24 protein-coding genes are annotated in these 22,305 nt (G+C 39.2%); 6 read left to right on the top strand and 18 right to left on the bottom strand.

The window, feature by feature from the left end:
* Positions 1 to 6 precede the first annotated feature (6 nt).
* Entirely contained in the window at positions 7 to 564 is a 558-nt protein-coding gene (locus BCM40_RS08410) for a DEAD/DEAH box helicase family protein (RefSeq protein WP_065526318.1), read from the bottom strand.
* A gap of 41 nt (positions 565 to 605) precedes the next feature.
* A complete protein-coding gene (locus BCM40_RS08405) occupies positions 606 to 1,523 on the bottom strand; it encodes a DMT family transporter (RefSeq protein ID WP_065526319.1) in 918 nt (305 codons plus the stop codon).
* 295 nt (positions 1,524 to 1,818) lie between these two features.
* Between BCM40_RS08405 and BCM40_RS08400 the strand changes: the two genes are divergently transcribed.
* Positions 1,819 to 2,226 carry a hypothetical protein gene (locus BCM40_RS08400; RefSeq protein ID WP_065526320.1) on the top strand — a complete coding sequence of 136 codons (408 nt, stop codon included), beginning with the start codon at positions 1,819 to 1,821 and terminating at the stop codon, positions 2,224 to 2,226.
* 288 nt (positions 2,227 to 2,514) lie between these two features.
* Here the strand turns inward: BCM40_RS08400 and BCM40_RS08395 are convergent, their stop codons facing one another.
* The 6 genes from BCM40_RS08395 to BCM40_RS08365 form a co-directional block, all read right to left on the bottom strand.
* Positions 2,515 to 3,333 carry a permease prefix domain 1-containing protein gene (locus tag BCM40_RS08395; protein WP_065526321.1) on the bottom strand — a complete coding sequence of 273 codons (819 nt, stop codon included), beginning with the start codon at positions 3,331 to 3,333 and terminating at the stop codon, positions 2,515 to 2,517.
* Position 3,334: 1 nt separating this feature from the next.
* Positions 3,335 to 3,670, bottom strand: a complete 336-nt coding sequence (locus tag BCM40_RS08390) for a PadR family transcriptional regulator (RefSeq protein ID WP_065526322.1) — start codon at positions 3,668 to 3,670, stop codon at positions 3,335 to 3,337.
* Between the two features lie 1,120 nt (positions 3,671 to 4,790).
* The gene (locus tag BCM40_RS08380; protein WP_065526324.1) at positions 4,791 to 5,702 is read right to left on the bottom strand and encodes a hypothetical protein; all 912 of its coding nucleotides are present in this window, start codon (positions 5,700 to 5,702) and stop codon (positions 4,791 to 4,793) included.
* Between the two features lie 75 nt (positions 5,703 to 5,777).
* Positions 5,778 to 7,229: an MBOAT family O-acyltransferase gene (locus tag BCM40_RS08375; protein ID WP_065526325.1), complete on the bottom strand. Its 1,452-nt coding sequence runs from the start codon at positions 7,227 to 7,229 to the stop codon at positions 5,778 to 5,780.
* 135 nt (positions 7,230 to 7,364) lie between these two features.
* A complete protein-coding gene (locus tag BCM40_RS08370; protein ID WP_065526326.1) occupies positions 7,365 to 8,759 on the bottom strand; it encodes an AMP-binding protein in 1,395 nt (464 codons plus the stop codon).
* A complete protein-coding gene (locus BCM40_RS08365; protein ID WP_065526327.1) occupies positions 8,752 to 9,000 on the bottom strand; it encodes a hypothetical protein in 249 nt (82 codons plus the stop codon). The genes BCM40_RS08370 and BCM40_RS08365 overlap by 8 nt, the downstream gene beginning before the upstream one ends.
* A gap of 308 nt (positions 9,001 to 9,308) precedes the next feature.
* Between BCM40_RS08365 and BCM40_RS16395 the strand changes: the two genes are divergently transcribed.
* The 3 genes from BCM40_RS16395 to BCM40_RS16480 all read left to right on the top strand — a co-directional run bounded on the left by BCM40_RS16395 (position 9,309) and on the right by BCM40_RS16480 (position 10,375).
* On the top strand, positions 9,309 to 9,473 hold the full coding sequence (locus tag BCM40_RS16395; RefSeq protein ID WP_156851279.1) for a hypothetical protein: 165 nt from the start codon (positions 9,309 to 9,311) through the stop codon (positions 9,471 to 9,473).
* A 185-nt stretch (positions 9,474 to 9,658) separates the two neighbouring features.
* Positions 9,659 to 10,195: a DUF1572 family protein gene (locus BCM40_RS08360; protein ID WP_065526328.1), complete on the top strand. Its 537-nt coding sequence runs from the start codon at positions 9,659 to 9,661 to the stop codon at positions 10,193 to 10,195.
* Positions 10,196 to 10,213: 18 nt separating this feature from the next.
* Positions 10,214 to 10,375 carry a hypothetical protein gene (locus tag BCM40_RS16480; protein WP_169818718.1) on the top strand — a complete coding sequence of 54 codons (162 nt, stop codon included), beginning with the start codon at positions 10,214 to 10,216 and terminating at the stop codon, positions 10,373 to 10,375.
* Between the two features lie 62 nt (positions 10,376 to 10,437).
* Here BCM40_RS16480 and BCM40_RS08355 read toward each other — a convergent pair whose 3' ends face one another.
* The 9 genes from BCM40_RS08355 to BCM40_RS08315 form a co-directional block, all read right to left on the bottom strand.
* Complete coding sequence (locus BCM40_RS08355; RefSeq protein WP_065526329.1) at positions 10,438 to 12,033, bottom strand: long-chain-fatty-acid--CoA ligase; 1,596 nt, start codon at positions 12,031 to 12,033, stop codon at positions 10,438 to 10,440.
* 158 nt (positions 12,034 to 12,191) lie between these two features.
* Entirely contained in the window at positions 12,192 to 12,611 is a 420-nt protein-coding gene (gene arsC / locus BCM40_RS08350; RefSeq protein WP_065526330.1) for an arsenate reductase (thioredoxin), read from the bottom strand.
* 29 nt (positions 12,612 to 12,640) lie between these two features.
* Complete coding sequence (locus BCM40_RS08345; RefSeq protein WP_065526331.1) at positions 12,641 to 12,988, bottom strand: ArsR/SmtB family transcription factor; 348 nt, start codon at positions 12,986 to 12,988, stop codon at positions 12,641 to 12,643.
* A gap of 250 nt (positions 12,989 to 13,238) precedes the next feature.
* The gene (locus tag BCM40_RS08340; RefSeq protein ID WP_065526332.1) at positions 13,239 to 14,315 is read right to left on the bottom strand and encodes an ABC transporter ATP-binding protein; all 1,077 of its coding nucleotides are present in this window, start codon (positions 14,313 to 14,315) and stop codon (positions 13,239 to 13,241) included.
* A gap of 17 nt (positions 14,316 to 14,332) precedes the next feature.
* On the bottom strand, positions 14,333 to 15,142 hold the full coding sequence (locus BCM40_RS08335) for an ABC transporter permease (RefSeq protein WP_065526333.1): 810 nt from the start codon (positions 15,140 to 15,142) through the stop codon (positions 14,333 to 14,335).
* A complete protein-coding gene (locus tag BCM40_RS08330; RefSeq protein WP_065526334.1) occupies positions 15,142 to 16,026 on the bottom strand; it encodes an ABC transporter permease in 885 nt (294 codons plus the stop codon). Before BCM40_RS08330 ends, BCM40_RS08335 begins: the two co-directional genes overlap by 1 nt.
* Entirely contained in the window at positions 16,010 to 17,257 is a 1,248-nt protein-coding gene (locus tag BCM40_RS08325) for an ABC transporter substrate-binding protein (protein ID WP_065526335.1), read from the bottom strand. Before BCM40_RS08325 ends, BCM40_RS08330 begins: the two co-directional genes overlap by 17 nt.
* Positions 17,258 to 17,293: 36 nt before the next feature.
* Positions 17,294 to 17,953, bottom strand: coding sequence for a TVP38/TMEM64 family protein (locus BCM40_RS08320; RefSeq protein WP_065526336.1), 660 nt, complete (start codon positions 17,951 to 17,953; stop codon positions 17,294 to 17,296).
* On the bottom strand, positions 17,950 to 19,833 hold the full coding sequence (locus BCM40_RS08315; RefSeq protein ID WP_065526337.1) for an FAD-dependent oxidoreductase: 1,884 nt from the start codon (positions 19,831 to 19,833) through the stop codon (positions 17,950 to 17,952). The genes BCM40_RS08320 and BCM40_RS08315 overlap by 4 nt, the downstream gene beginning before the upstream one ends.
* Before the next feature lie 174 nt (positions 19,834 to 20,007).
* On the opposite strand from BCM40_RS08315, the gene BCM40_RS08310 reads away from it, so the two are divergent.
* Together BCM40_RS08310 and BCM40_RS08305 are read left to right on the top strand one after the other, a co-directional pair.
* Positions 20,008 to 20,589, top strand: coding sequence for a CDP-alcohol phosphatidyltransferase family protein (locus tag BCM40_RS08310; RefSeq protein ID WP_065526338.1), 582 nt, complete (start codon positions 20,008 to 20,010; stop codon positions 20,587 to 20,589).
* 16 nt (positions 20,590 to 20,605) lie between these two features.
* Positions 20,606 to 21,697: an FAD-dependent oxidoreductase gene (locus tag BCM40_RS08305; protein ID WP_065526339.1), complete on the top strand. Its 1,092-nt coding sequence runs from the start codon at positions 20,606 to 20,608 to the stop codon at positions 21,695 to 21,697.
* Positions 21,698 to 21,767: 70 nt separating this feature from the next.
* Here BCM40_RS08305 and BCM40_RS08300 read toward each other — a convergent pair whose 3' ends face one another.
* Positions 21,768 to 22,292 (bottom strand): DUF2179 domain-containing protein, encoded by a 525-nt coding sequence (locus BCM40_RS08300; protein WP_065527709.1) that lies wholly within the window; start codon positions 22,290 to 22,292, stop codon positions 21,768 to 21,770.
* Between the last annotated feature and the right edge of the window lie 13 nt (positions 22,293 to 22,305).

Below are 22,305 nucleotides of genomic sequence, written 5' to 3'. Positions count from 1 at the left end.
CGCCATTTACAAGTTAAAATGATCTTTAATCTTCATCGCAACGCTTTTGGGACATAGATGTGTATTATCAATTCGCATATAATTGGGTTCTTGAATTTCGTTTGGCAACGAGTTTAACCGATATGTATTCATCGACTCGATCAATTCAAGTTCAGATGCTTGTGTGTTTCGCTTTGTTGGCTTGTGTTCAAGGCGATGCGCCGAGCGATTCCGCTCCATACGTTCGGTGACTTCCGCTTCTAGTTCAACAAAATAAACTTCTCCTCCGGCCGCTTCAAAAATCGTCCGTGTTTGTTCGACAAAATCCCAATCCTCTTGGCAATCAAAAGCCCATACATAGGTGAAAATCATGCCTTCTTCCTTACTTTTGGCGAACGATTTGAAAATCTCTTGACGAAACAGGGTTGAAAGCCGCCACGTTTCATCACCAAACTCAAACAAAGGATGCAACAGTTCAATGGTCATATGATTGTGAAACAATTTTAACAGAGTGCTTTTTTCAAGTTCATGTCCAATCGTCATCTTGCCGACAGCTTGTGGACCAAATAGCATGATAAATTTCATTAGATCCTCCTATTAATCAGTAAAGAGTATGTGTAACGAACTTACGCGCCAGCTTGGTCAAATTGCTGGGGGCGATTGGCTTTTTGTTTCTTGGATTCCTGTACAATAATGACCGAGCTGATCACCATGATCATGCCGAGGTATTGCCACGTTGATAACGTTTCATTAAAGATAAAGAACCCTACGACCGAAGCAACGACAGGTTCAATTGTTGCGATAATGGAGGCGCGGCTTGACTCGACATATTGAAGACCTTTTGTGTAGAAGATAAATGGCAACATGGTCGAAAGAAAGCCAAGTCCAACTACCAGTCCAAGGACTTTTAAATCCGTCAAAGTAGAAAGTTTCGAACCTAATCCACTAAAAGGGACTATAGCCACGGTCGCGAAAAGAAACGTGTATACCGTAACGGTTAACGAGTCATATTTTGATAGGGCTGCTTTTCCAAATATGCTGTAAAGGGCATAGAAAAATCCTGATCCGAGTCCAAGGGTTAATCCATAAAGTGAAATGGATGCGGTAGAACTAGAAAAGATTCCAATAACAAGCGAGCACCCTATTAACGTAACGAGGAGGGCTGTAAGTTTGCGAGCAGTTAATGCTTCTTTAAAGAAGATGCGCGATAAAATCGTCACAAATGCCGGTGCTGTATACAGCAAAATAAAAGCAATCGAAATAGAAGACTCTCTCATCGAACTAAACAAACACCAGTTAAAGAGAACAATACTAATAATACCGGTACCTATGAAATACCTAGAATCCTTCACCTTTATTTTGAACAACTGCCGATTTTTCATCAAAACATAAGGAACCATAAAGATGGAAGCTGTTAACACACGCACCGCGACAACTTCTAGTGGCGTAAACCCTACTTCATAAAGGTAAGTAACAAAAACCCCGATAACTCCCCATAGTGAAGCACCGATTGCAATAAGTAGCCACGCTGATTTATTTTCCACCCTATCCCTCCTACCCATAATCCATTTATACTACCATAGGAGGCATTAATCCATCCAAAAAAACTGAATTTTTCTCGTGTTTATCTTGATCTTGCTTAGATAGAGTTACTGGGCTATATAGAAGCGATTTATAATTATTTGAATTTTTTATCGACAATCCTCTGTTGCTACAACCAGCTGTATACTTATAAAAGGGTCTACATACATTGCCAACAATTTTAAGTTTCTTGAAGTCTTATTTTAGCAAGATCTGTATTTTAATATATTGGCGCTTTTCAATAAGGAGGTTATGAAGATGAGTTTAGCAGGCTATATTGGATGCAATATAGAAATACCGCTTAGTGACCCTGATTCTAATGATTTAATACTCATTGGTATCTGTTTTTCAAGCAAGTTCGACCGTCAAAATGTAAAAAAGTATCAGTTCACCACGCCTTATGTCTATGAGGTATCAAGTGATTGGGGAATTGAAATTTCGAAATCTACGAACACTAGCACATCAATTGAATCAAAAAAGAAGCTAATTAGGCTTTGTGAAATCATGGACAGCTATCTTGAAAAAGGTGATTTCTTTGAGCATTACACGTGTTGGATCGGCGAGGAGCGCGAAGAGCGCTCGAGCAACTTAACCTTAAGACTTAATGAGTTTGATATTGATCAAATTGAAATACCAGAAAAAACATTCGTGCGATTTGAAAAATGAGCTTTTCGTTGACTAACAAATCTTAATGGAAAAAGAAGTTACCGTAAGCAGAGTGGACTGGAGCCACTCTTTTTTGTATATCTCAAAAAATTAAAGAGTAAGCAGCTGTATATCATTATCGACAATCCTCTAATGTTTATATTAATTAGAGTTCAAAATTGGTTCCATAAATTTCACATATAAACTAAAACTCAGCTACCTTGGTATAAAGATTGCTGAGTTTCATTTTACTATATGCAAATTAAGACTCGAAATTGTAATATGCGCTTAACCACTAAGCTTACAATTTTAGTTATATCTCACTTTTCTCTTACCTACTAAAATATAAACTAAATAACCGACTACATTAAAAATAGCAAAAGCAATAATCCAGGCAATAGTTAATCGTCTGTGATGATAGGCATTAATTATTGCCCACATTGTGAATAGCGTTGCATAGACCGCTAATCCTGAAAATAAAATAATTCCCATCCAGCTGCCGATAAGTCGTGTTTCCAATTGAACATACCACTTATCCCCCCCACCACTTCCGTAAGGGTAAAAGTTCGCTAGTAGCCAATCTGGAGACCAAACAGACTTACTGTATTGATACTCAGGTTTTGCGCTCTTTACGAAGTCAAATACGGAATTTACACCTACACCACTGACGTTATAAATTTCAACTTTTGAAATTTGATCTGTTCCATCGATTAAAGCAGCAATTTCAGTTTTCATTGAATCGGTTAGCGAACCTTGACTAGTTAAAATTTCGTGTACAGCTGAAGCAACTTCGGAATTCTCAGAGGCATTTTCATTTTCGTATGCAGAAATTAATCCGACTGCCACAACACTTAACAGTAGAACGGTTATGGCTAAATAGAGAATCCAATTAGCAAATATTCGTTGTGCCTTAAATAACTGACCAACTACCGAACGCATTTCTTGTTCTCCACCAAAACGTTCAATAGCAAGTTGAATTGCTTCTTTTTCTGATTTTCCTTCTTGTTTCAACTCATGAACAGCTTCTAATAAGTGGCTTTTCATTTCTTTTTTTGACTCATTAATCTCTTTTTTGTTTCCACCGACACCTTGATACAATTCCTCAACATACGCTTCTATTTGTTTCATCCTATTCTCCCCTTTCTAAAAATAAGTCCATCAGTTTTTTTACAAATTCCCATTCTGAACGTTTTTCTTCAAATCCTTTTTCACCTACAGGCGTGAGTTTGTAATATTTCCTTCTTCCTCCTGGTCCTTGTTCATCGCCCCAGTAAGAGGTGATCCATTCACTTTTTTCTAATCGCTTTAATGATAAATAAAGTGTTCCTTCTTTTAACTCGAATTGGTCTTCACTTTTTTCACGGACAATTTTAGCTATTTCATACCCATACATATCTCTGCCCTGTAAAAGAGAAAGAATTAATGTATCAATATGGCCTTTTAGTACCTCTTTACTAATTTCCATTTTCACACCCCTTTATATTACTTTATTTCACATTACTCTATAATACAAGGTATTATTTAAAAAATAAAAAATATTAAAAAAGGGTTATTCAGCATGCACTAAAACACTTAAGTTTGTAGATAAAAGTAAAGACAATCCTCTCTTCTGGGAACTACTTAGTAGATAAAATCATTTACATATTTCATTGATAATGTCATGATTTACTTAAATATTAATTTTACTAATAATGGCATTTGCGAAAGGTAATCTTCGTATAAAAAGTCTCGTAACAAAAGGAGACGTTTAATTGGATTCGATAATCTTGTCACTCATTTTTGCGGGTGGAACACTTTATGGTCTTGTTACACTTTTTATAGGAACGCGAAAGAATTCAAAAATGAGTAAAAATCAGATTGGACTAGCAATTTCTCTAATTATCACATGCACAGCATCATTTTTAATAACGATTAATTAGATATGAACATGTAATGCTGACTAATATATGACATCGTTTAGAGGAGAGAAGTTAAATGGTACTCAATTATTTGAAAGGTTCTTCCGCATCTATTATTTCTTCGGTGTCCGCATACATGATTTTGACTTACTTATTTGATCCGCACTACCAAGCTGACTACTTTTACTTTTTTATAATGTATGCAACTTTCATTGGGTATGTTATAGGATTGATTGCTATTTTTATAATAAGTAGCGATTTAAATAAGGCGGTCTTCACCCCCAAAAAGGTTGCTATATTTTCAAGTATCGGAATAATACTTGGAGTCGGACTCGAATTTTTAACAGATTGTTCAAATAGTCCTTTTTTCTTGTTAGCCGCATTAACAGGTTCACTAATGTTTATAGTTGTTCAAAAAATAGAGAACCACTTTGTAGCTTGGAGTATCATCGGAGTTCATCTTCTAGTTGTCTTCTTATACCCGTACCTCCCTATTCATTTCTTCAATTAAAAAGGTCCATAAAGAAACTTTGTCCTAAACGCAGCGAATTTTCGCCCTTATAGACAAAAAAATCCCCTGGAAAGAAAGAATTGTGTTTCAATTCTTGCCCTCCAGGAGATATTAATACAAACCATGTTAGTTTCCACTCAAATGAGCAGCGATGAATAATAGAACATAATAATCGTTCAAAAATACCCTAAACTTTTGAGTTCCTCGTAAACGATCCACGAATATTTTTTTCTTCCCTTACTGTTTAAATGATCGGAATCGATAAAATACTCTTTGTTGTCTGTGAAACGTTCATCGTTCATATAATTTAAAAAAGGGACATCTGTTTCAAGAGTGTTTAAGTACTGAAAAACAAGTCGATTCATGACTTCTTCGTCGAAATGTTCTTGATACGTCTTGTGTACGGGCTCCATAGTTAGAATGACCTCGTAGCCCTGCTCTTGACAATATTCCAATATTTCTTTTAACCGCTCTAGGTTTTGTTCCATGTAATTATGCTCAATTGCTTTTCTATATTGCTCTTCTACGTATTCGGTTTTTCTTTCTGCATAATTTTCCCCATTATTTGCCCAAGATTGATGAGAAGTCCATTTAAGGCCTTTCCATTTGCTTGAGAGCGCAGAAGTAAAATTGTCACTATTTGTGCCTGGAAAATACATGTACTTATAATAATCCAACAATCGAAACGATTCAATTTGCGTACGATCTAAAATTTCATAATAACGTCCTTCGTCTACATCCTCGTTCTCACTATTTATGAACGTCATTTGAGAAATGGATAGAATGACAACTCCATCCGATTTCAAATACTCACCATACTCTTTCAATAATTTAAAGTCATATTCGAGCGCCTGACCAGGAAGAGCTAAATCCAAGTGAGCCAAACCCGTTGGCTTAAAATAATAACCATACATAGAATGAGAGGCACCCAGATTGATAATATCAACGGGATAAGGATCTTTCTTAAACGTCAGGATATCCTCGTTGATGTTGTAACTCCGAGACTGCTTTACAAAGTTATTCACTGGTATAAATAACAGTAAAGCCACAGTGAAGATTATAATTAACTTAATGAATAAACGGCCCATGGCAAATCCTTTCGATCTTGTACTCTTTTTACTAAATTGACGGACTAACACGCATACGCGTCCGTTTGTTTATGATTAAAACCCACCGTAAACAAATCCTTGACCTGTAGCACCAAACACTAGAACTGAAACAACGATTAATACATACACGGCAAAACGAGCAACTGCCGGGCGTTGTGATAGCCAGTTCCATGTCGAAGTATTTTTTCTTTCGATATAATGAAACAGTTGCATAACGATAAAGAAAAAGCTGAAAATCACTAAGTCGAGTAGTGAAAACATCTCAAACGCCCCAATGATTCCAGATGGGTTCCACGAACTAGGCGACAAGAAATGTTGCGCATTTTCAAATGCAGCGGTAACGGAATCCGATCGGAAGAACACGCGCGAAAAACACACGAGCAAAAAAGTGGTGGCGATTTGCAGCCATTTATGCAGCGATGGAACTTGATCCAAGTGAATAAACGTCGCCATCTTCCCACGAAAATGTTTTGTGTGATCTCCAAAAGCACGGTAAAATCCGTGAATTAGCCCCCATAACACAAACGTCCAAGCCGCTCCGTGCCAAATGCCGCTTATTAAAAACGTAATGATGATAGCTACATAAATTTCGCTTCTTTTCTTTTTTCCTTTACATAAAGGCATAAAGATATAGTCTCTAAGCCATGTAGAAAGCGTAATGTGCCATCTATTCCAGAAATCTCCGATTGACGTGGCAAAATGCGGTTGCTTAAAGTTTTCCGTTAGTTTTATCCCAAGCATCCGTGCACAACCAATGGCAATGTCGCTGAGTGCTGAAAAATCAGCGTACAATTGAACTGAGAACAGAATTGTCGCTAGGACAATTTGTGAACCGGTTGGGTCCGGACTATCGTAAACACTCGCAACAATTGGAGCGAGTCGATCCGCAATCAATGTTTTCTTAAAAAATCCCCATGCGATTCGCTTCATCCCATAGCTTATGTTGTCATAGTTTAACGTTTGCTCAACTTTGAATTGAGGAAGCAATTTTTTAGCACGTTCAATCGGTCCAGCAACCAATTGAGGGAAAAATGCAAAGTAGATTGAGAAATAGCCATAATGTCTTTCTGCTTTTTGCTTGCCTCTTGAGATGTCGACAAGGTAACTGACTGCCTGAAAGGTATAAAAAGAAATGGCTAAAGGTAGGATAATTTCTTGATACGGTATGGCATAATTCCAATTCATGTATGTTGAAATGGCTCGAATCGAGTCATTTACAAAATTAAAGTATTTAAACCAGCCGAGAAAAAACAGCAACACGCAAATTCCAACTAGCATGGCTCTTTTCTTCTGTTGTTTGGTGTCCTGTTTTTCAATGAGTATTCCCGTAAAATACGTAAATACTGTGCTTGTGAGGAGTAACAGGACAAAGTAGCCACTCAACGTAGCGTAAAAACTGTAACTGGCGGCTAGTAAAAGAATCCATCTCCACTTGTGTGGGATTAAATAATACGTAAAAACAATACCTGCAAAAAATAACAGAAACTCAATTGATATAAAAGTCATCCAATCACCTGATCAAAAATAAACTTAAGATTTTACACGAAATAAGATAAACAACTACCTTACCTACACTCAATTTCAACTTTCAGTAGATAAAGTTTTATCACATCTCCTGTAACGAGTTCAGGTGATCGTAAATTATCTATCTATAGGTAACTCGGAATAAAGGATCTTCCCAAAAGGGTTGCGTGGGAATTCCTCAATCCTGATAACCTTAACGCCCCTTAAGTTTAATTTTTCCTTAATTATTTTTTTAATTTGAAGCTGAGCTTCTTTTAATGTATAAACGATCATTTGGTCATCTGTCCCCGCGCACACACAATCATGACCATGCTCAGTTAAAAGTTCTTCCACTTCATCTAAGCTGATGCGGCTTCCAGCGACTTTAATGATTCTTTTGATTCGTCCAGTGATGTAGAAATAGCCGTCCTCATCAAAGTAAGCCAGATCACCTGTGTGCAACAATCCATTGTTGTCATCTTTTTTCGTTAAATCGACTAACGACTCCGCATACCCTAAAGAAACATTGGGTCCTTTGTATATCAATTCGCCAATTTCATGAGGCACTGTAATGTTGTTGCCAGTGTCATCTTGCAGCATCAGTTCGCCACCTGGAATGGCAATTCCAATGCTTCCAGCTTTATCAAGGTTTTTTTCGGCCGGTAAATAGCTCATCCGCGCCGTTGCTTCTGTTTGACCGTACATAGTCAAAAATTGAATCCCTTTTTGACTACACATATTTGCAAACTTAGCGGATAGCTCTGGGTTTAATTTGCCGCCTGCTTGCGTTAGTTTTTTCAAACTTGGAAGTTCCATCTCTTCAAACTTCAGCCGATCGAGCATCTCATAGACAAAAGGAACGCCTCCAAAAGTTGTCGCTCGCTGCTCTTTACATACGTCCCAAAACTCTTTTTTCATGATCGATGCATCCGTGACAATTATGGTCGCTCCACTAATGAAGTGACTGTTGATGATCGACAGCCCATAAGAGTAATTCATAGGAAGTGTTGTGATCGGTTTATCATCTGCCTTAATATCAAGATACTTCACGATAGATTCAGCGTTTTTGAAGATATTTTCATAACTCAAGCGAACAAATTTGGGGCTGCCAGTACTTCCTGAGGTGGTTAAAAGGAGTGCAAGATCTTCAGCAAGATCATGTTGAATTGCTGTCGGACATTTAAATAATGAGTAATCTCCAAACACAAAAGATTGTTCCATTGTGTTTTGGAGGTCTTGATTAGCACTACTCGCCCAAATGTACGAAGGCTTATAAAGCTCGATTAGTTTTTGCAACCGCTCCACCGGGATAGATGCATCTAACAAGACAGGGACAACATGCCCTCTCATAAAGCCCACGTAGCCAAATAAAGACTCTTTGTTATTTGAAGACAAACAAAAAACCAGCGTTCTTTCACCTACATGACTGCAGATTTCGTCAGCAACCTCTACCATTTCAGCGTAAGAGTATTCTCTTTCCGCATATACAGCGGTTCGGGTGCCAAACTCTTCAAGATTTTTGAACCTATTCATTTACAAAGTCTACTCCTAAACGATTCAAGAGTTCTTTTCCTGCCTTATACGAATCAAATTCTGTCATCCATTCAGCATCGATTGACACATCAAAAACATCTTCCATCGTAGAAATCAGAATCATATGTCCAAGGGAATCCCATTCTCTTGTTTCTCCTAATGCTAACTCTTCACTTACATCCTCTTCTTCCAGTTCCAACGCATCCATAAAAGCATTTCTATATTTTTCGATATTTTTCATCATTTACATCCTTTCACTATTGCGTTCATGAGCATCAACATGACGCTATTTTATATACTTCGATTCCGTTAATTTCTTTCCACGGAGTCTCTTTTAACAATCTTATTGAAAATGATTCTCATAATCAAGTATAAGTATATGAAAAGAAAAGTCAATATCGGAATGACAGTCGTTTTTTATAGTTATAATTGAATTATGAGTCTTTCATGGATTGGGTCCTTTAGTTTGGGAAGGCGTAAAAAAAAAGGAATATTTCATGATAGAGTTAAAAAAACCCGTCAGTCTAGTTATTCTAAGTAGAGCAGTAAATGTCACATGCCTTTACATTTTTGACTATCGGAATAATCGTTGGTGCCGTTTATTTATATAGCGAACATAAAGCAAACGAAATGGCCGCCTTTCATTACGCAAAAGATTTTATCGTAACTAACTATCACGAAAGCAATAACTTGTCTCACGGCGGAACTAGATAGGATGTTGGCAGAGGCAATTACTTTGTGATTGTGCAAAATCAGCAACACAAGAACTACTATTTAGAAGTGAAGTTAGACAGTGATGGGTATTTAGCTTCTATAGAAGACAATACAAATGCTGCCATAGATTCTGAACACTAAAACACCTCAATTCGGCATGTATAAAAATGAAGGAGTGTGTAATTATGGAACTCGAAACAGAATATTTGAAGGTGATTCAAGAGCGGTTTCAAAGTGTTAAGGATCTTGGAGATCGAACCATCTATCAATTATCTGAGGCTGATGTTCACTGGAGATTAAACGAGGCTTCTAATAGCGTGGGAATTATCGTCACGCATGTAAGTGGAAACATGGCATCTAGATGGTCTGATTTTTTAACGACGGATGGAGAAAAACCCACTAGAAATCGTGATCAGGAATTTGAAGAGGGTATTTTAACGAAACACGAACTGATCATTGTTTGGGAAAAAGGCTGGACTACATTGTTTACTACATTGAGAAGTTTAGAAAACCAAGACTTATTAAAAAGGATCACCATTCGTGGAGAAAAACACACAGTATTAGAAGCCATTGAAAGACAAATGGCTCATTACGCTTACCACGTCGGTCAGATTGTTTATATTGGAAAGCAAATAAAAAATGACAATTGGGAAACACTGAGTATTCCAAAAGGAAAATCAGAATCGTATTTACAGTCGGAGTTAAAGAAACATCAATCTTAACGGTTGGAGGAGCACTCTATGTTCTATATACCACTTACCCTGGCTCTTGTGTTTATCGCTATGCTACTCATCAATTTTATCGTTGGATTTCTTTTGCTCAACATTCGCGACAAAAACTACTGGGTGATATCAACCGTTACTAGTTTAGTGTTCACGTTAATCTTTGTAGTCGTTTTATAACCATGATGAATTACAAAAACCGTTTATTCATGAGAAACTTCATGAATAAACGGTTTTTAACGTTAATTTACTTTTTTTCCTCGTCCCCAATACATTTCCCGCAGCTGGAACTTCTGCAGTTTCCCAGTTGCCGTTTTAGGCAATGATTCAACAAAGTCTACGGATTTTGGTACTTTAAAGCGCGACATGTGTTCGCGCGTATAATCGAGAATTTCTTGTTCGGTTACTTGCACGCCTTGATGCAACACAATAATGGCTTTTGGTACTTCCCCCCACTTTTCATCCGGTACAGCAATCACAGCCACTTCAGCAATGGCAGGATGCTTATACAAAACGCCTTCGATTTCGGTAGAAGAAATATTTTCACCGCCTGAAATGATCATGTCTTTAATGCGATCTTGAATTTCGATAAAGCCATCCGGATGCGTCACCGCCAAATCCCCAGTATAAAACCACCCATCACGAATTGCCTCTGCTGTTTTTTCAGGGTCTTTGTAATAACCCGCCATCACGACGTTGCCGCGCGTGACGATTTCCCCCAGTTCTTTTCCGTTCCAAGCCACTTCTTCGCCGTCTTCTTGGTTAACGACTTTTGTTTCGCCATTAAAAGCGAGTTCTATGCCTTGGCGTGCTTTTATAGATGCTTGTTGGTCAGAATCCAAATCATTAAATTCGTTTTTCCATTCGCAGTACAAGATAAACGGAGATGTTTCAGTCAAGCCGTACACATGCATCATATTCAATCCAAGAATGCTTTGTGCTTTCGCAATCAAAGCAGCAGCAGGTGGTGCACCTGCAGTTCCCATCCGTATGGTCTGAGTCAATTCTAGTTGTTTTGCTTTAGGTTCATTAACAAGCATATTAACAACTGTCGGTGCACCGCAAAGTGACGTGATGCCATGACTTTCAAATAACTCCAAAATGAGCGGAGGGTCTACTTTACGTAAACAAACATGCGTAGCTCCCGCTGCCGTAATGGCCCAAACGCCTCCCCATCCGTTTGTATGAAACATTGGCAAGGTATGCAAATACACGTCATCGAACTTAATCTCCAAATGATGCAAGAAGTTGGCTGCATTCAAGTAATTGGTGCGATGCGTTTGCATGACTCCTTTGGGGCTAGAAGTTGTCCCGCTCGTATAATTTAACGACAGCATTTGGTTTTCATCCAAATCGACGTAAGGCACTTTCGCATCAACCGCTACGTTCTCGATAAACGCTTCATAGTCTTCTCCGTTAATCGTTGATTCAAAGCCATCTACTGCCACGATTATGTACTTTTCAATTGGGAGTTCATCTTGTACATCTTCAAGCATTTTGCCGAACTCCGCATCAACTATTAATATTTTTGCGTCGCTATGTTCTAAAATATACGTTAAATCTTTTGTAGACAAGCGATAATTAAGCGGAACAATCACCGCGCCAAGCGGGATAATCCCATAAAAACACTCCAGCATCGCATGATTATTTGGCAACATCACCGCCACATGGTCTTTGTTGCCAATACCCGCATTATGTAAAGCGATTGTAAGTTGATCTACTCGTTTGCCAAACTCTTTGTATGTAAACTTTTTGTCTCCGTCAATCACCGCAACTTTCTCCGGATAGTATTTTACCGCGCGGCGTTTCCAATCAAGTGGTGTTAATGTTGCCAGCATAAAATGACCCCTCTCGTGTAAAAATAGCGAAACTGTTATATAGCAAGTATAAGTAGCACCCCCAACTGTGTCAATGAAGTTGTTGGAATCGATTGACAATTTAGACAAAAGAAAACCCACAAGCTAAAAAGCTTGTGGGTTTCGTGCTAATCATGTAGTTAGATGCCAGTTTTCGCAAACGATTCGATGCGCGTTCCGATAGCATCGCGAACTGTTTGGAATACCGTCCACTTTTCTTCTTCTGTGCCTTGTGCTTTTGCGGGATCTTCAAAGCCCCAATGCTCACGACGAATGTGTGCCGGAGTTACCGGGCATTTATCTGCAGCATCACCGCAAAGCGTTACGATGAAATCTGCACGGTGAAGCAAGTCGTTATCAATAATGTCTGAAGTTTGAGTTGAAATATCAATATCTACTTCATTCATTGCTTTTACCGCATTTGGATTTAATCCATGAGCTTCAATGCCAGCGCTGTATACATCCCATTCGGCTGCTAAATGTTGTTTTGCCCATCCTTCAGCCATTTGACTGCGGCATGAGTTTCCTGTGCATAAGAAATAAATAATTTTTTTCGTCATAATGAGTTCTCCTTTGTACTACTATAATTTTAAAAGCAATTTACCGGTTTTTCTTTCGCGCGCAGAGCTTGAAGTTGTGCATCGGAGTCTTCAATGTGGCTTAAAATATCCAACAGCAAGGTAGCGTGGATGGATTCTTTATTCATCGAATAAAACCGCCATTGCCCATTTCTATTTTCCTTTAAAAGCCCTGCTTGTTTTAGCTTTCGTAAATGTTGACTGATCGCTGGTTGGCTCATCCCAAACATTTCAACAAATTGGCATACGCAATACTCATTCGTCTCGACCAATTTCATCATCAGTAGACGAGTGGGATCGCTAACGGCTTTCAGAAGAGCGGTAACGTCAGTTGCAGATTGTTTAGATAAAGTCTCCATAGAAGATCCACTCCTTTAGATTAAGTGTATGCCATTATTATTATATAAGTCAAAGCTTATACTTTATATAGCAAGTTTTAAAAACGACTAAATTCCAGCTATATATTTTGGTTGGCAAAGAATTTTATAACCTGTTGTATTCGACTGAATTGAATAAGTAATTCATTATTCATTCAGGATGAATATATTCATTCATTTTAAATTTATCGAATTGAATAATGCTTATAAATCATTTATTCCCATTTGAATATTATTCATTCACGAACCATAAATCTTTTTTGTCTATTTGCAACACGATTGTTTGACCTACACAAAACCCTTCTGCTTGTTGACTCGAAAGGCTACATGTTAAGGGTGAATCACCCACACTTAGTTTGACTGAATAGAAACCATGATTAAATTTCATTTGTTCCACTGTTCCATGCAATTGAATGGCGGCTTCACCAATTGGGGAAGCTTCTGTTACCAGTTGCAAAGCTTCAGGTCGGACGATTACATAACTTGGAGCATGTGGAGTCGTTGCGTCCACTAAAAATTCAAAACAGCCATCCATCGAACGAAAACAACCCTCTTCAACATTTCCTTTAATGATGTTTTTCATTCCTAGAAACAAAGCGACTTTTGTTGTTAATGGGCGTTCGTATAATTCTTTGGCAGTACCCACTTGCAATATCTCCCCTTGACTCATCACAGCGATTCGGTCCGATAATGAAAAAGCTTCTTCTCGGTCGTGTGTAACAAACAACACGGTGACATGAAACTCTAGTTGAATCCGACTAAGCAAGTCACGCATTTCTTCTCGTAGTCCCGGATCTAACGCACTGAATGGCTCATCCATCAAGAGCACACGCGGATTGGCTACTAACGCTCGGGCTAGAGCCACACGTTGTTGTTGGCCTCCACTCAGTTCACCGGGAAATCGGCTGCCATAGCCCTGCAACCCCACATGTTCAAGCATCTCGCGCGCTTTTTTCAAACGTTGCTGTTTTTCAACTTTTTGCATTTTGAGCCCGAAAGCGACATTGTCTTCCACCGTCATATGTGGAAACAAAAGTGATTGTTGAAAAACCATCGCAAAGTTTCGTGCTTCTGATGGAACTCGGGTTAAATTTTGATCACCAACCCAAATTTCTCCGTGATCGGGTGGAAGCAATCCCGCAACAAGTTTTAACAAACTGGTTTTGCCGCAACCAGAAGGTCCAAGCAATGAGAAAAACTCGCCTTCGTGAACCGTCAAATTGACAGGCTGTAACGAAAAGGCTGGGTTGTCTTTTTGTTGGGGTTGCTTGTATTGTTTTTCTACATTGATTATTCGCAAATCGCTCATTTTCTCACTCCTTTAGCCTAGTTTGTTACGGCTTTTTTCTGTTGATAGTATTTTTTCAAAAGAACATCCAGTCCAATCAACGTTAAAATCGCCATCCCCGCAAACAACAATGAGTAGGCAGAAGCGATTGCCGGGTCACCCCCGCTTATAAATGGGAATAATAAAATGGATAATGTAACTACTTGTCCTGAACCAATGATAAAAGTGATCAAGTACTGACTTAATGAGATTAAAATACTTAGACTAGCTCCTGCTACAATTCCGGGTAGTAAATGAGGCATCACCACAAATATAAATCGAGCAATTGGCCCCGCTCCAAGCATGCGTGCTTGGTCTTCCCAATCGATCGATAAGGTTTGATAGCTAATCATAATGGCGCGCACCACATAAGGCAAAGTAGGCGATATATGAGCTAACACGACTCCCGCTATCGTCTCTGTTAAGCCAAGCTTCAAAAACGTCAAATGAATGCCCATTACTGCAACAAAAGGCGGAATAATGATGGGCGCAAAAATAATGGCTTCCATTAGCCATTTGCCGCGAAACGAATTTCGCACAAGTGCATTAGCGGCAGGTACTGCGAGCAAAATATTTACAACTGTGACAATCAATGCAATGAGTAAACTAACCCCTACTGCTTGCCAAGTGCCTGAACTGCTAAACAACACATAATCCCATGCTCGAAAACTAATTGAATCCGGTAAAATGTTTGGCCATTGCCAACCGAATGACAAACTGGATAAAAAGAGCGGGATAAAAGGGAAGAACATCAAAAAGAAGACCAATACATACAAAATGATTTTGATGATCACTTGAGGGTTTTTCATCAATCCCACCCCTTTACAGCGTTCCAACGTTTATTAATTGCGTAAACCACGACTCCCAATAACACAGTAAAACTTGCCAAGATGATATTGACGGCAAGTGCTTCTGGTCGGTCTGCGAGTGTCCCACTCGTATAGAGCTGATAGGAATAAACCGGCAGTGTACTCGGATACGTAACCCCAAGTAAAAACGGAACTTCAAACGCAGAAAACGTAAAGACAAATACGATAAATGTCGCGACCGTCCAAGCAGGCATCATAACAGGAATCACAATTTCTCGGATATAATTCCAACGATTGGCACCAAAAATACGGGATACGTCACGCCAAGACTGATGGATTCGTGACAATACTGGATAAATCATTAATGAGATAAAAGGTGCTTCTTTCCATGCATAAGTCAAAATGATGCCCCAACCAAACGCATCATTTACTAAAACGGGAAACTCCGCAATTGTATCGATGACGCCAAGATTGGTCGCAATTCGAGACAGAAAACCACTTTGCATAAACAACAACACGATAATATAGCCACCTACAAGATGCGGAATCGTTAAGGGCAATTGAAACAATCGATGCCAAATAGACGAGCTTTTGTCGTTAGTTGATTCTTTTAGCATAAACAAGGAAATGGCTAAAAGTGCACCTAACCCAGCCGCAAATAACGAAGACAACAATGCCACACGAAGGGTTAAGTTAAACGATGCCCAAAATTCAGATGAGCTAAATAGCTGGCGATAAGCTGTAACGATAAAATCAGTTTGACCAAGTGCTGGAAAATAACCAAGACTTTTTAAAAATCCATCAAAAAGCCCTCCAAAAAACAGGAGGACCAGGGTGCCGATGGCAGGAAGCAACAAAAGATACGGTTTATTCTTTTGCCACATGTTGTAACCATCCTTTTTCGATAATTTCAATATAGTCTGATGATAATTCTGGAAGTCGGTGCTCCTCTAATTCCGTTAACGACAGCGTGGCTGCACCTAAGTCGACTGCATTCATGGCGTCTTGTTGTTCAAGAGACAATAAAGTTAGGTCCAGTGCAGACAAGTCTCCCCAGTTTTCAGGCGACAGTTTTGCCGTTTGCGCTTCTGGCGACAACATTTCGTTGATGGCAACCATTGCTCCTGCTTTTGCAGAAGAGTTGAATGGAATCGACAAGAAGTGGGTATTGGAAAGCGTGCCACCATCCAACACAAATGTGCGGGTGGACTCAGGAAAACGCCCTTTCAACACTTCGCTCGCCGCAAGTGCCGGATCGTAACTCATCGTCATGCCAATTTCACCACTTGCATACAATTGATCTTGTTTCGCTAAACTTTCGGGATAGGTTTCTCCGTCTCGCCATAAATATGGCTCGATGCGATTTAAATAATCCCACATTGGTTCGAGTTGTGTTTCTAAATTTGGAATCGACGCAGCAGGTTGCTGATACTGCTCGTAGCCACCTGTTGTTTCATACAACACGTGACGAACAAACGCACTGCCTGTAAAGTCAGGTAACGCAGGGTACGTAAACTGTCCTGGGTTTTCTTGAACCCATTCTGCCAATTCATCCATAGATTTTGGCGGAGTGGGCGATTTGCTTTCATCGTGCACAAAGACAAATTGGGCTTTGCCCCACGGCGCTTCGAGACCGTCTACAGGTTCACCAAAATCATACGCAATTTCAGGCGCATCTTTGTCGATAAAGTCGTTAAAATTCGGCAATTGCCCACTAAAACTCCCCCACAACAATTCATTGTCTTTAGCAGCTTTGAAATTTTCACCGTTGATCCAAATGATGTCCATGCTGCCACTCGACTTGCCCGCAAACTTTTCATCCACCAATTGATTGATAATGTCTTGTGAGTCGTTCATTGGGACACGGTTTAATTCCACATTGTGTTCTTGGTTTAAACGAGGTGCTACCCACTCATCAATATACCGATTAATGTTGTCGCTGCCGCCCCACATATACATATTCACTTGTTGCCCGGTTGCTGAATCTGCGATTGTTTGCCAATCACTTGTCAGTAACTGCTCTGTTTCTTCAGCTGTCTGATTATCCGTGTTTTGAGAACATGCAGATAACGTCAGCGTCAGAAAGGCTGATGCTAAAAATACGGAGTTCTTCATTTTTTACACTTCCTAAATCCGTTGATAAAGTAGCTGTTATTTATTGAGTGTTTGTTTTTTGTTCCACCGATTGCGTAAAGCAATGGGTACTACTGTTAGTATAACGAAAACAACGACAGCAAGAATGATGATTTTCGGATTTCCACTAACAAAACTACTGCCCAAAAAATTATAAGCAAACGTACCCGGGATTATTCCGATAAATGTAGCTAATGCAAAAGACGAAAAGCGCACTTTCGCAAAAGCCGCGACATAACTAATCAAATCAAAATTAATAACGGGAATAAAACGAAACAGCAAGACGTAGAAAAAGCCATTTTGTTCCATTTGAGATTGAATTTTCCCGACATTACCGGTCCAAGCTTTGCGTACAAAACTTTTCCCTAGCGTTTTGGCGACATAAAATGACAACATTGCCCCAAGTGTTGCTCCAATTATGGTATAAAGTGTACCCAGCCAAGCCCCAAATGCTAGACCGCCGGCAATCGATAAAACTGATGCTGGAAAAAAAATGAGCGGTCGAACAGTGTAAATTAAGATATAAAAAATGGGTGACCAAATACCGAATGACAAAATCCAATTACGAAGATCATTGGCATCTACTTGAAAAACAGAGCGGCTGAGCCAAATGGCAATGCCGATTAACGCGGCAATTGCTACCCATTTGGCAATTTGAAAACCTTTGCTCTTTTTCATGAATTTTGTTTGTGCGCCAAAATGCTAAAATAACGACTTCTCATTTCGTCATAACGTTTGCGGTTGACGCCCCAGTCTGAATGTCCTGCACGCGATGCTGAACGAAATTCAATGCGCTCTGTGGCATCGTTAAAATAAAATTCAATGTCATCTTTAAACCTTAATGGTTTGGAGATCGCCACTGCACGTACGTAATTTTCCTCATTTTGCTGAATTTTGATGCCATCATAATTCTCGAGCATCTCAAGTAAACTTTGTTTGGCGACATGTTTGCTGCCGTTATAAGGCCATGCCGGTACAGACATATCTGGTTTCGTGGTTTGAGAAGATACTGCATTCGGTGTAGTAGGCATTTCTTTTAAACGGCCATTTTTAACACCAAGTTTAGGTTTAATGTTGTTGTGAACGACTAAGTTTGCAATGCTAAGTCCAGTTGCCGTCGCGGCTCCGTATATACCAATTTTTTTTGCCGGCAGTTCTCCTGCTTTTGCTTTATTGAACGTTTTGACAACCGGTTGGTTTAATAAATTGTCGACGAAAACCTTTTTGCCGATTTTCACCAACACTTCACTATACGTAGGGTACGGATGAATCACGCCAGATAGTTTCCCCATATTAACTTTCAAGGTTTTGATGGTTTGAATTTGGCTAATGATTTCACCTGCTCGGTCCCCAAGAATACTCGCACCTAGAATATAACCTTTTTTATCTAAAATAAGTTTCACTTTCCCAATGCTGTCTTTTTTCGTATTGGCACGGTCTAAGTCAGCGTATTCGTGCTCGTATACTCGAATCGAGTCGCCGTATTTTCCGCGGGCTTCTTCTTCGGATAATCCGGATCTGCCGAGCTCAGGATCTGTATATGTACACCACGTCACATGCTCGTAGTCCATTTTTCGATTGATGGGCAAAATGGCGTTTTGTGTCGCTAAAATTCCTTGTGCATTAGCCATATGCGACAATTGATAAGGCCCAACGACATCACCAATTGCATAAATTCCTTTTGCGGTTGTTTCTAAATGTTCATCAACTTGAATGCTTTTCGAATCGAATTCAACACCAGCTGTTTCCAACCCAAAACCGTTTACATTTGCTTGACGTCCAAGCGCTACTAACAGCCCTTCTCCGCTAACCGTCATTTCCTTGCCGTCTTTTTCAATAATCAAATCAATGATTTCTTCAGTTTGCTCAGCACGAACGGCAGTTGCGCCTGTATGAATCGTTACCCCTTCATCGATCAAACGTTGTTGAATCATCAACACCAGTTCTTCTTCGTCTTTAGGTAAAATCCGCTCAAATTTCTCAACAAGTGTTACGTTAACGCCAAGTCGATTTAACGCTTGGCTTAACTCCACGCCAATCGCTCCACCACCGAGAATGGTCATTGTTTTTGGAAACGTTTTTTGAGTGAAAATGGTTTCATTCGTTAAATAACTAACTTGGTTTAACCCTTCAATTGGCGGAACCATTGGAGAAGACCCTGTCGAAAGAATGATTTTTTTTGCTTCAATGCGCTCATTATCTACTTCTAGTGCATGCGGTTCGATAAATTTTGCATAGCTATTAATAAAATCAATGCCAGCTTCCTTTAAGACTTCTGGGGATTCGCCTGCATATACTTTTTGAATAACATCTTGAATGTCTTCTAATACAACTGAAGTATCCACTTGTAAATCAGGCGTATATTTTTTTGCATGATGTACTTCTTTTGCAATATTGATAAGTGACTTGCTCGGAATACAACCAGACCACGTACATTCTCCGCCCGGTAAATTTTTATCAATCAGAACCACGCTTTTAGAAAATCCAGCCGCTGTAAATGCAGCTGTTAATCCGGCTGCTCCAGCTCCGATTATGGCAACATCGTATTTTTTAACCATCTATATCATTTCCTTTCTCTTTTTACATTACATCCATTTTAGCAATAAAGAAGACTCACTTTCTCTTAATCACCCTCATCTACCTCTAGTTATTTTGAATCGAGTGAGATTACGGGTTACAATTGGGAACATCCTTTATACTTAAAGTATTCTAAAAACGAAAAGGTGAACCTGATGCTCGATACATATGGACGAAAACATATTCAACCGGTCGTTGACAAAACAGCTGACTTCTTACTGAAAGAAGGCTTCACTGCAAATGGCGTAACCAAAATTGCATTTGCGATCGGTCTTTCATCCGGGGTCTTTATTTACCTCGACCAACCTTTTTGGGCAATCGTTGTACTGTGGTTCTCAGGATATTTGGATGTAGTGGATGGGACCATGGCCCGCAAAACCAAACCTTCTTCTTGGGGAACGCTACTCGATATTAGCTTTGATCGAATGGTAGAAATCAGCGTGATTTTAGGGCTGGCTTTTCGTTTTCCAGACGCCATGTGGGCGTTATTGCTGTTAAGCACTTCTATAATCATTGGTATGACTGTTTTTCTAACTGTCGGAGCTTTGTCTGACAAAAAAGGCGTTAAATCTTTCTACTATCAAGCAGGGCTAGCAGAAAGAACAGAAGGCTTTCTATTGTTTACCCTAATGATTGTGTTTTCAACATATTTAACAGTCATTACACTGATTTTTATCGCGATTCAACTTTTCACCATTTACCAACGCATGGCTGAAGCAAAACGAATTTTGTATTAGATAGGAGTAGTGAGGGATGAAGACACTTGTATTAGTAGGAGGCGGACATGCTCATTTGCATTGTCTAGAACAATTAAAGAAGGATTCTCAAAAAGACTGGCGTATCTTATTAATCTCACCGTCCCCTTATCAGTATTATTCGGGAATGTTCTCAGGCTATACAGAAGGCGTATATAACTTGGACGAAATTCGAATTGACTTAAAGAAACTATGTCAAAGCATAGGGGTTGAATTTAATGAAGATGCAATTACAGCTATCGATGCGAATGCACAAGAAATGATGGGATCAAACGGAGCAGTTTATACATATGATGTTGTATCATTTGATATTGGCTCACAAACTGCTATTCCAAAAGCGATTGAAAACTATGCTTTATCGATCAAACCAAACTATCGCTTTCCCGAGCAATTAGTAAAGATGCGGGAATCTTCTCATCCGATAGTTGTGGGAGGCGGCGCATCAGGGGTAGAACTAGCATTTTCAATCCTATCTTGGCGAAAACAACATCAGTTGTCTGCCAATATAGCGTTGTTTAGTTCGACAGCGTTATTGATGAGTCAAGGAACTGCAGCTTCTAAAAAAATCGAATCGATTGCTGCGCAAAAAAGATTGCCGTTTTATTCGGGTACGGGGATTGAGTCTGTTGATGAAAACAGCGTAACAACGAGTGCAGGCGACAACCACCCGCAATCAGCAGTTTTGTGGTTAACTGGCCCGAAAAGTTTTGATTTATTCCAATCTTCCGGATTGACTACGGACGAAGATGGCTATTTACTCGTGAATGAAATGTTGCAAAACAATCAGCATCCTGAAATTTTTGGAGCAGGAGATTGTGTCACCATTGATCAGTATCCTGCACTTGCTAAAAATGGCGTCTATGCGGTTCGTCAGGGCCCAATTCTTTGGGAAAACATTAAGAAGAGTTTAACGAAAGGCCAGTTAGTGCGGTTCACTCCTCAAAAAAGGTATATATCGATTTTGTCTACGGGCGATGGTGAAGCTTTTCTTTCTTATGGGAGTCAACTTTTCCACGGGAAAATCCCGTGGAAGATTAAACAGTATATTGACCGTAAATTTATGAAAAAGTATAAAGATCTTTACGAATAACCAACCTTTGTTCATACAAAAGACTTCTTGTGAATGCACAAGAAGTCTTTTGTAAGTTATTTAGTATCATTTATATTTTATTGTTGATCTGAATAATGGATTCAAAACTCCCCATAAGAAAACCACCATTATAGCGATTAGGTTCATAGGAAATGATAAATGCTTTTGGAGACAACTGGGTCACAAAACTTCGGAGCTTGCTTTCATTTTTCCGTTTTGCTAAAACTTTTAAACACAATCGTTCTCCATCTTTTCCTTCTGCAGTCCATGATGTAACACCGTAACCCTTACCTCTTAGATGCCTCGCTAAATCAATTTCTAATGCATCAACAATAATATCAAACACGATATAACCAAGTGCTAGTCGATTTTCAATAATTCCTCCGAGATATACACCTATTCCCCATCCGATACAATATGCTGCAAGATTGACAGGGTTACTTAGATTATCCAGAACGATAGTTAACCCCATTAAGTATATAAACACTTCTACCATGGATAAAAATGCAGCTACTTTTCGGTAACCTTTAATAACTAAAATCATGCGCAAAGTAAACAGGGTCATATAAGCAACGTTAATTAGAACAATAAGCATTAAGATTGAATTC

The sequence above is a fragment of the Planococcus donghaensis genome (assembly GCF_001687665.2).
Taxonomy (GTDB): Bacteria; Bacillota; Bacilli; order Bacillales_A; family Planococcaceae; genus Planococcus; species Planococcus donghaensis.
Note: the sequence above shows the minus strand (reverse complement) of the source record. Positions and strands in the feature narration are given on the sequence as shown.

What these genes read in the sequence shown, in the direction of transcription:
- BCM40_RS08335 (WP_065526333.1), bottom strand. Translation starts at nt 15,142, where the DNA reads ATGAAAAACCCTCAAGTGATCATCAAAATCATTTTGTATGTATTGGTC.
- BCM40_RS08305 (WP_065526339.1), top strand. Translation starts at nt 20,606, where the DNA reads ATGAAGACACTTGTATTAGTAGGAGGCGGACATGCTCATTTGCATTGT.
- BCM40_RS16480 (WP_169818718.1), top strand. Translation starts at nt 10,214, where the DNA reads ATGTTCTATATACCACTTACCCTGGCTCTTGTGTTTATCGCTATGCTA.
- BCM40_RS08355 (WP_065526329.1), bottom strand. Translation starts at nt 12,033, where the DNA reads ATGCTGGCAACATTAACACCACTTGATTGGAAACGCCGCGCGGTAAAA.
- BCM40_RS08380 (WP_065526324.1), bottom strand. Translation starts at nt 5,702, where the DNA reads ATGGGCCGTTTATTCATTAAGTTAATTATAATCTTCACTGTGGCTTTA.
- BCM40_RS08340 (WP_065526332.1), bottom strand. Translation starts at nt 14,315, where the DNA reads ATGAGCGATTTGCGAATAATCAATGTAGAAAAACAATACAAGCAACCC.
- BCM40_RS08395 (WP_065526321.1), bottom strand. Translation starts at nt 3,333, where the DNA reads ATGAAACAAATAGAAGCGTATGTTGAGGAATTGTATCAAGGTGTCGGT.
- BCM40_RS08330 (WP_065526334.1), bottom strand. Translation starts at nt 16,026, where the DNA reads ATGTGGCAAAAGAATAAACCGTATCTTTTGTTGCTTCCTGCCATCGGC.
- BCM40_RS08375 (WP_065526325.1), bottom strand. Translation starts at nt 7,229, where the DNA reads ATGACTTTTATATCAATTGAGTTTCTGTTATTTTTTGCAGGTATTGTT.
- BCM40_RS08390 (WP_065526322.1), bottom strand. Translation starts at nt 3,670, where the DNA reads ATGGAAATTAGTAAAGAGGTACTAAAAGGCCATATTGATACATTAATT.
- arsC (WP_065526330.1), bottom strand. Translation starts at nt 12,611, where the DNA reads ATGACGAAAAAAATTATTTATTTCTTATGCACAGGAAACTCATGCCGC.
- BCM40_RS08345 (WP_065526331.1), bottom strand. Translation starts at nt 12,988, where the DNA reads ATGGAGACTTTATCTAAACAATCTGCAACTGACGTTACCGCTCTTCTG.
- BCM40_RS08320 (WP_065526336.1), bottom strand. Translation starts at nt 17,953, where the DNA reads ATGAAAAAGAGCAAAGGTTTTCAAATTGCCAAATGGGTAGCAATTGCC.
- BCM40_RS08300 (WP_065527709.1), bottom strand. Translation starts at nt 22,292, where the DNA reads ATGCTTATTGTTCTAATTAACGTTGCTTATATGACCCTGTTTACTTTG.
- BCM40_RS08410 (WP_065526318.1), bottom strand. Translation starts at nt 564, where the DNA reads ATGAAATTTATCATGCTATTTGGTCCACAAGCTGTCGGCAAGATGACG.
- BCM40_RS08400 (WP_065526320.1), top strand. Translation starts at nt 1,819, where the DNA reads ATGAGTTTAGCAGGCTATATTGGATGCAATATAGAAATACCGCTTAGT.
- BCM40_RS08315 (WP_065526337.1), bottom strand. Translation starts at nt 19,833, where the DNA reads ATGGTTAAAAAATACGATGTTGCCATAATCGGAGCTGGAGCAGCCGGA.
- BCM40_RS08360 (WP_065526328.1), top strand. Translation starts at nt 9,659, where the DNA reads ATGGAACTCGAAACAGAATATTTGAAGGTGATTCAAGAGCGGTTTCAA.
- BCM40_RS16395 (WP_156851279.1), top strand. Translation starts at nt 9,309, where the DNA reads ATGTCACATGCCTTTACATTTTTGACTATCGGAATAATCGTTGGTGCC.
- BCM40_RS08325 (WP_065526335.1), bottom strand. Translation starts at nt 17,257, where the DNA reads ATGAAGAACTCCGTATTTTTAGCATCAGCCTTTCTGACGCTGACGTTA.
- BCM40_RS08310 (WP_065526338.1), top strand. Translation starts at nt 20,008, where the DNA reads ATGCTCGATACATATGGACGAAAACATATTCAACCGGTCGTTGACAAA.
- BCM40_RS08365 (WP_065526327.1), bottom strand. Translation starts at nt 9,000, where the DNA reads ATGAAAAATATCGAAAAATATAGAAATGCTTTTATGGATGCGTTGGAA.
- BCM40_RS08370 (WP_065526326.1), bottom strand. Translation starts at nt 8,759, where the DNA reads ATGAATAGGTTCAAAAATCTTGAAGAGTTTGGCACCCGAACCGCTGTA.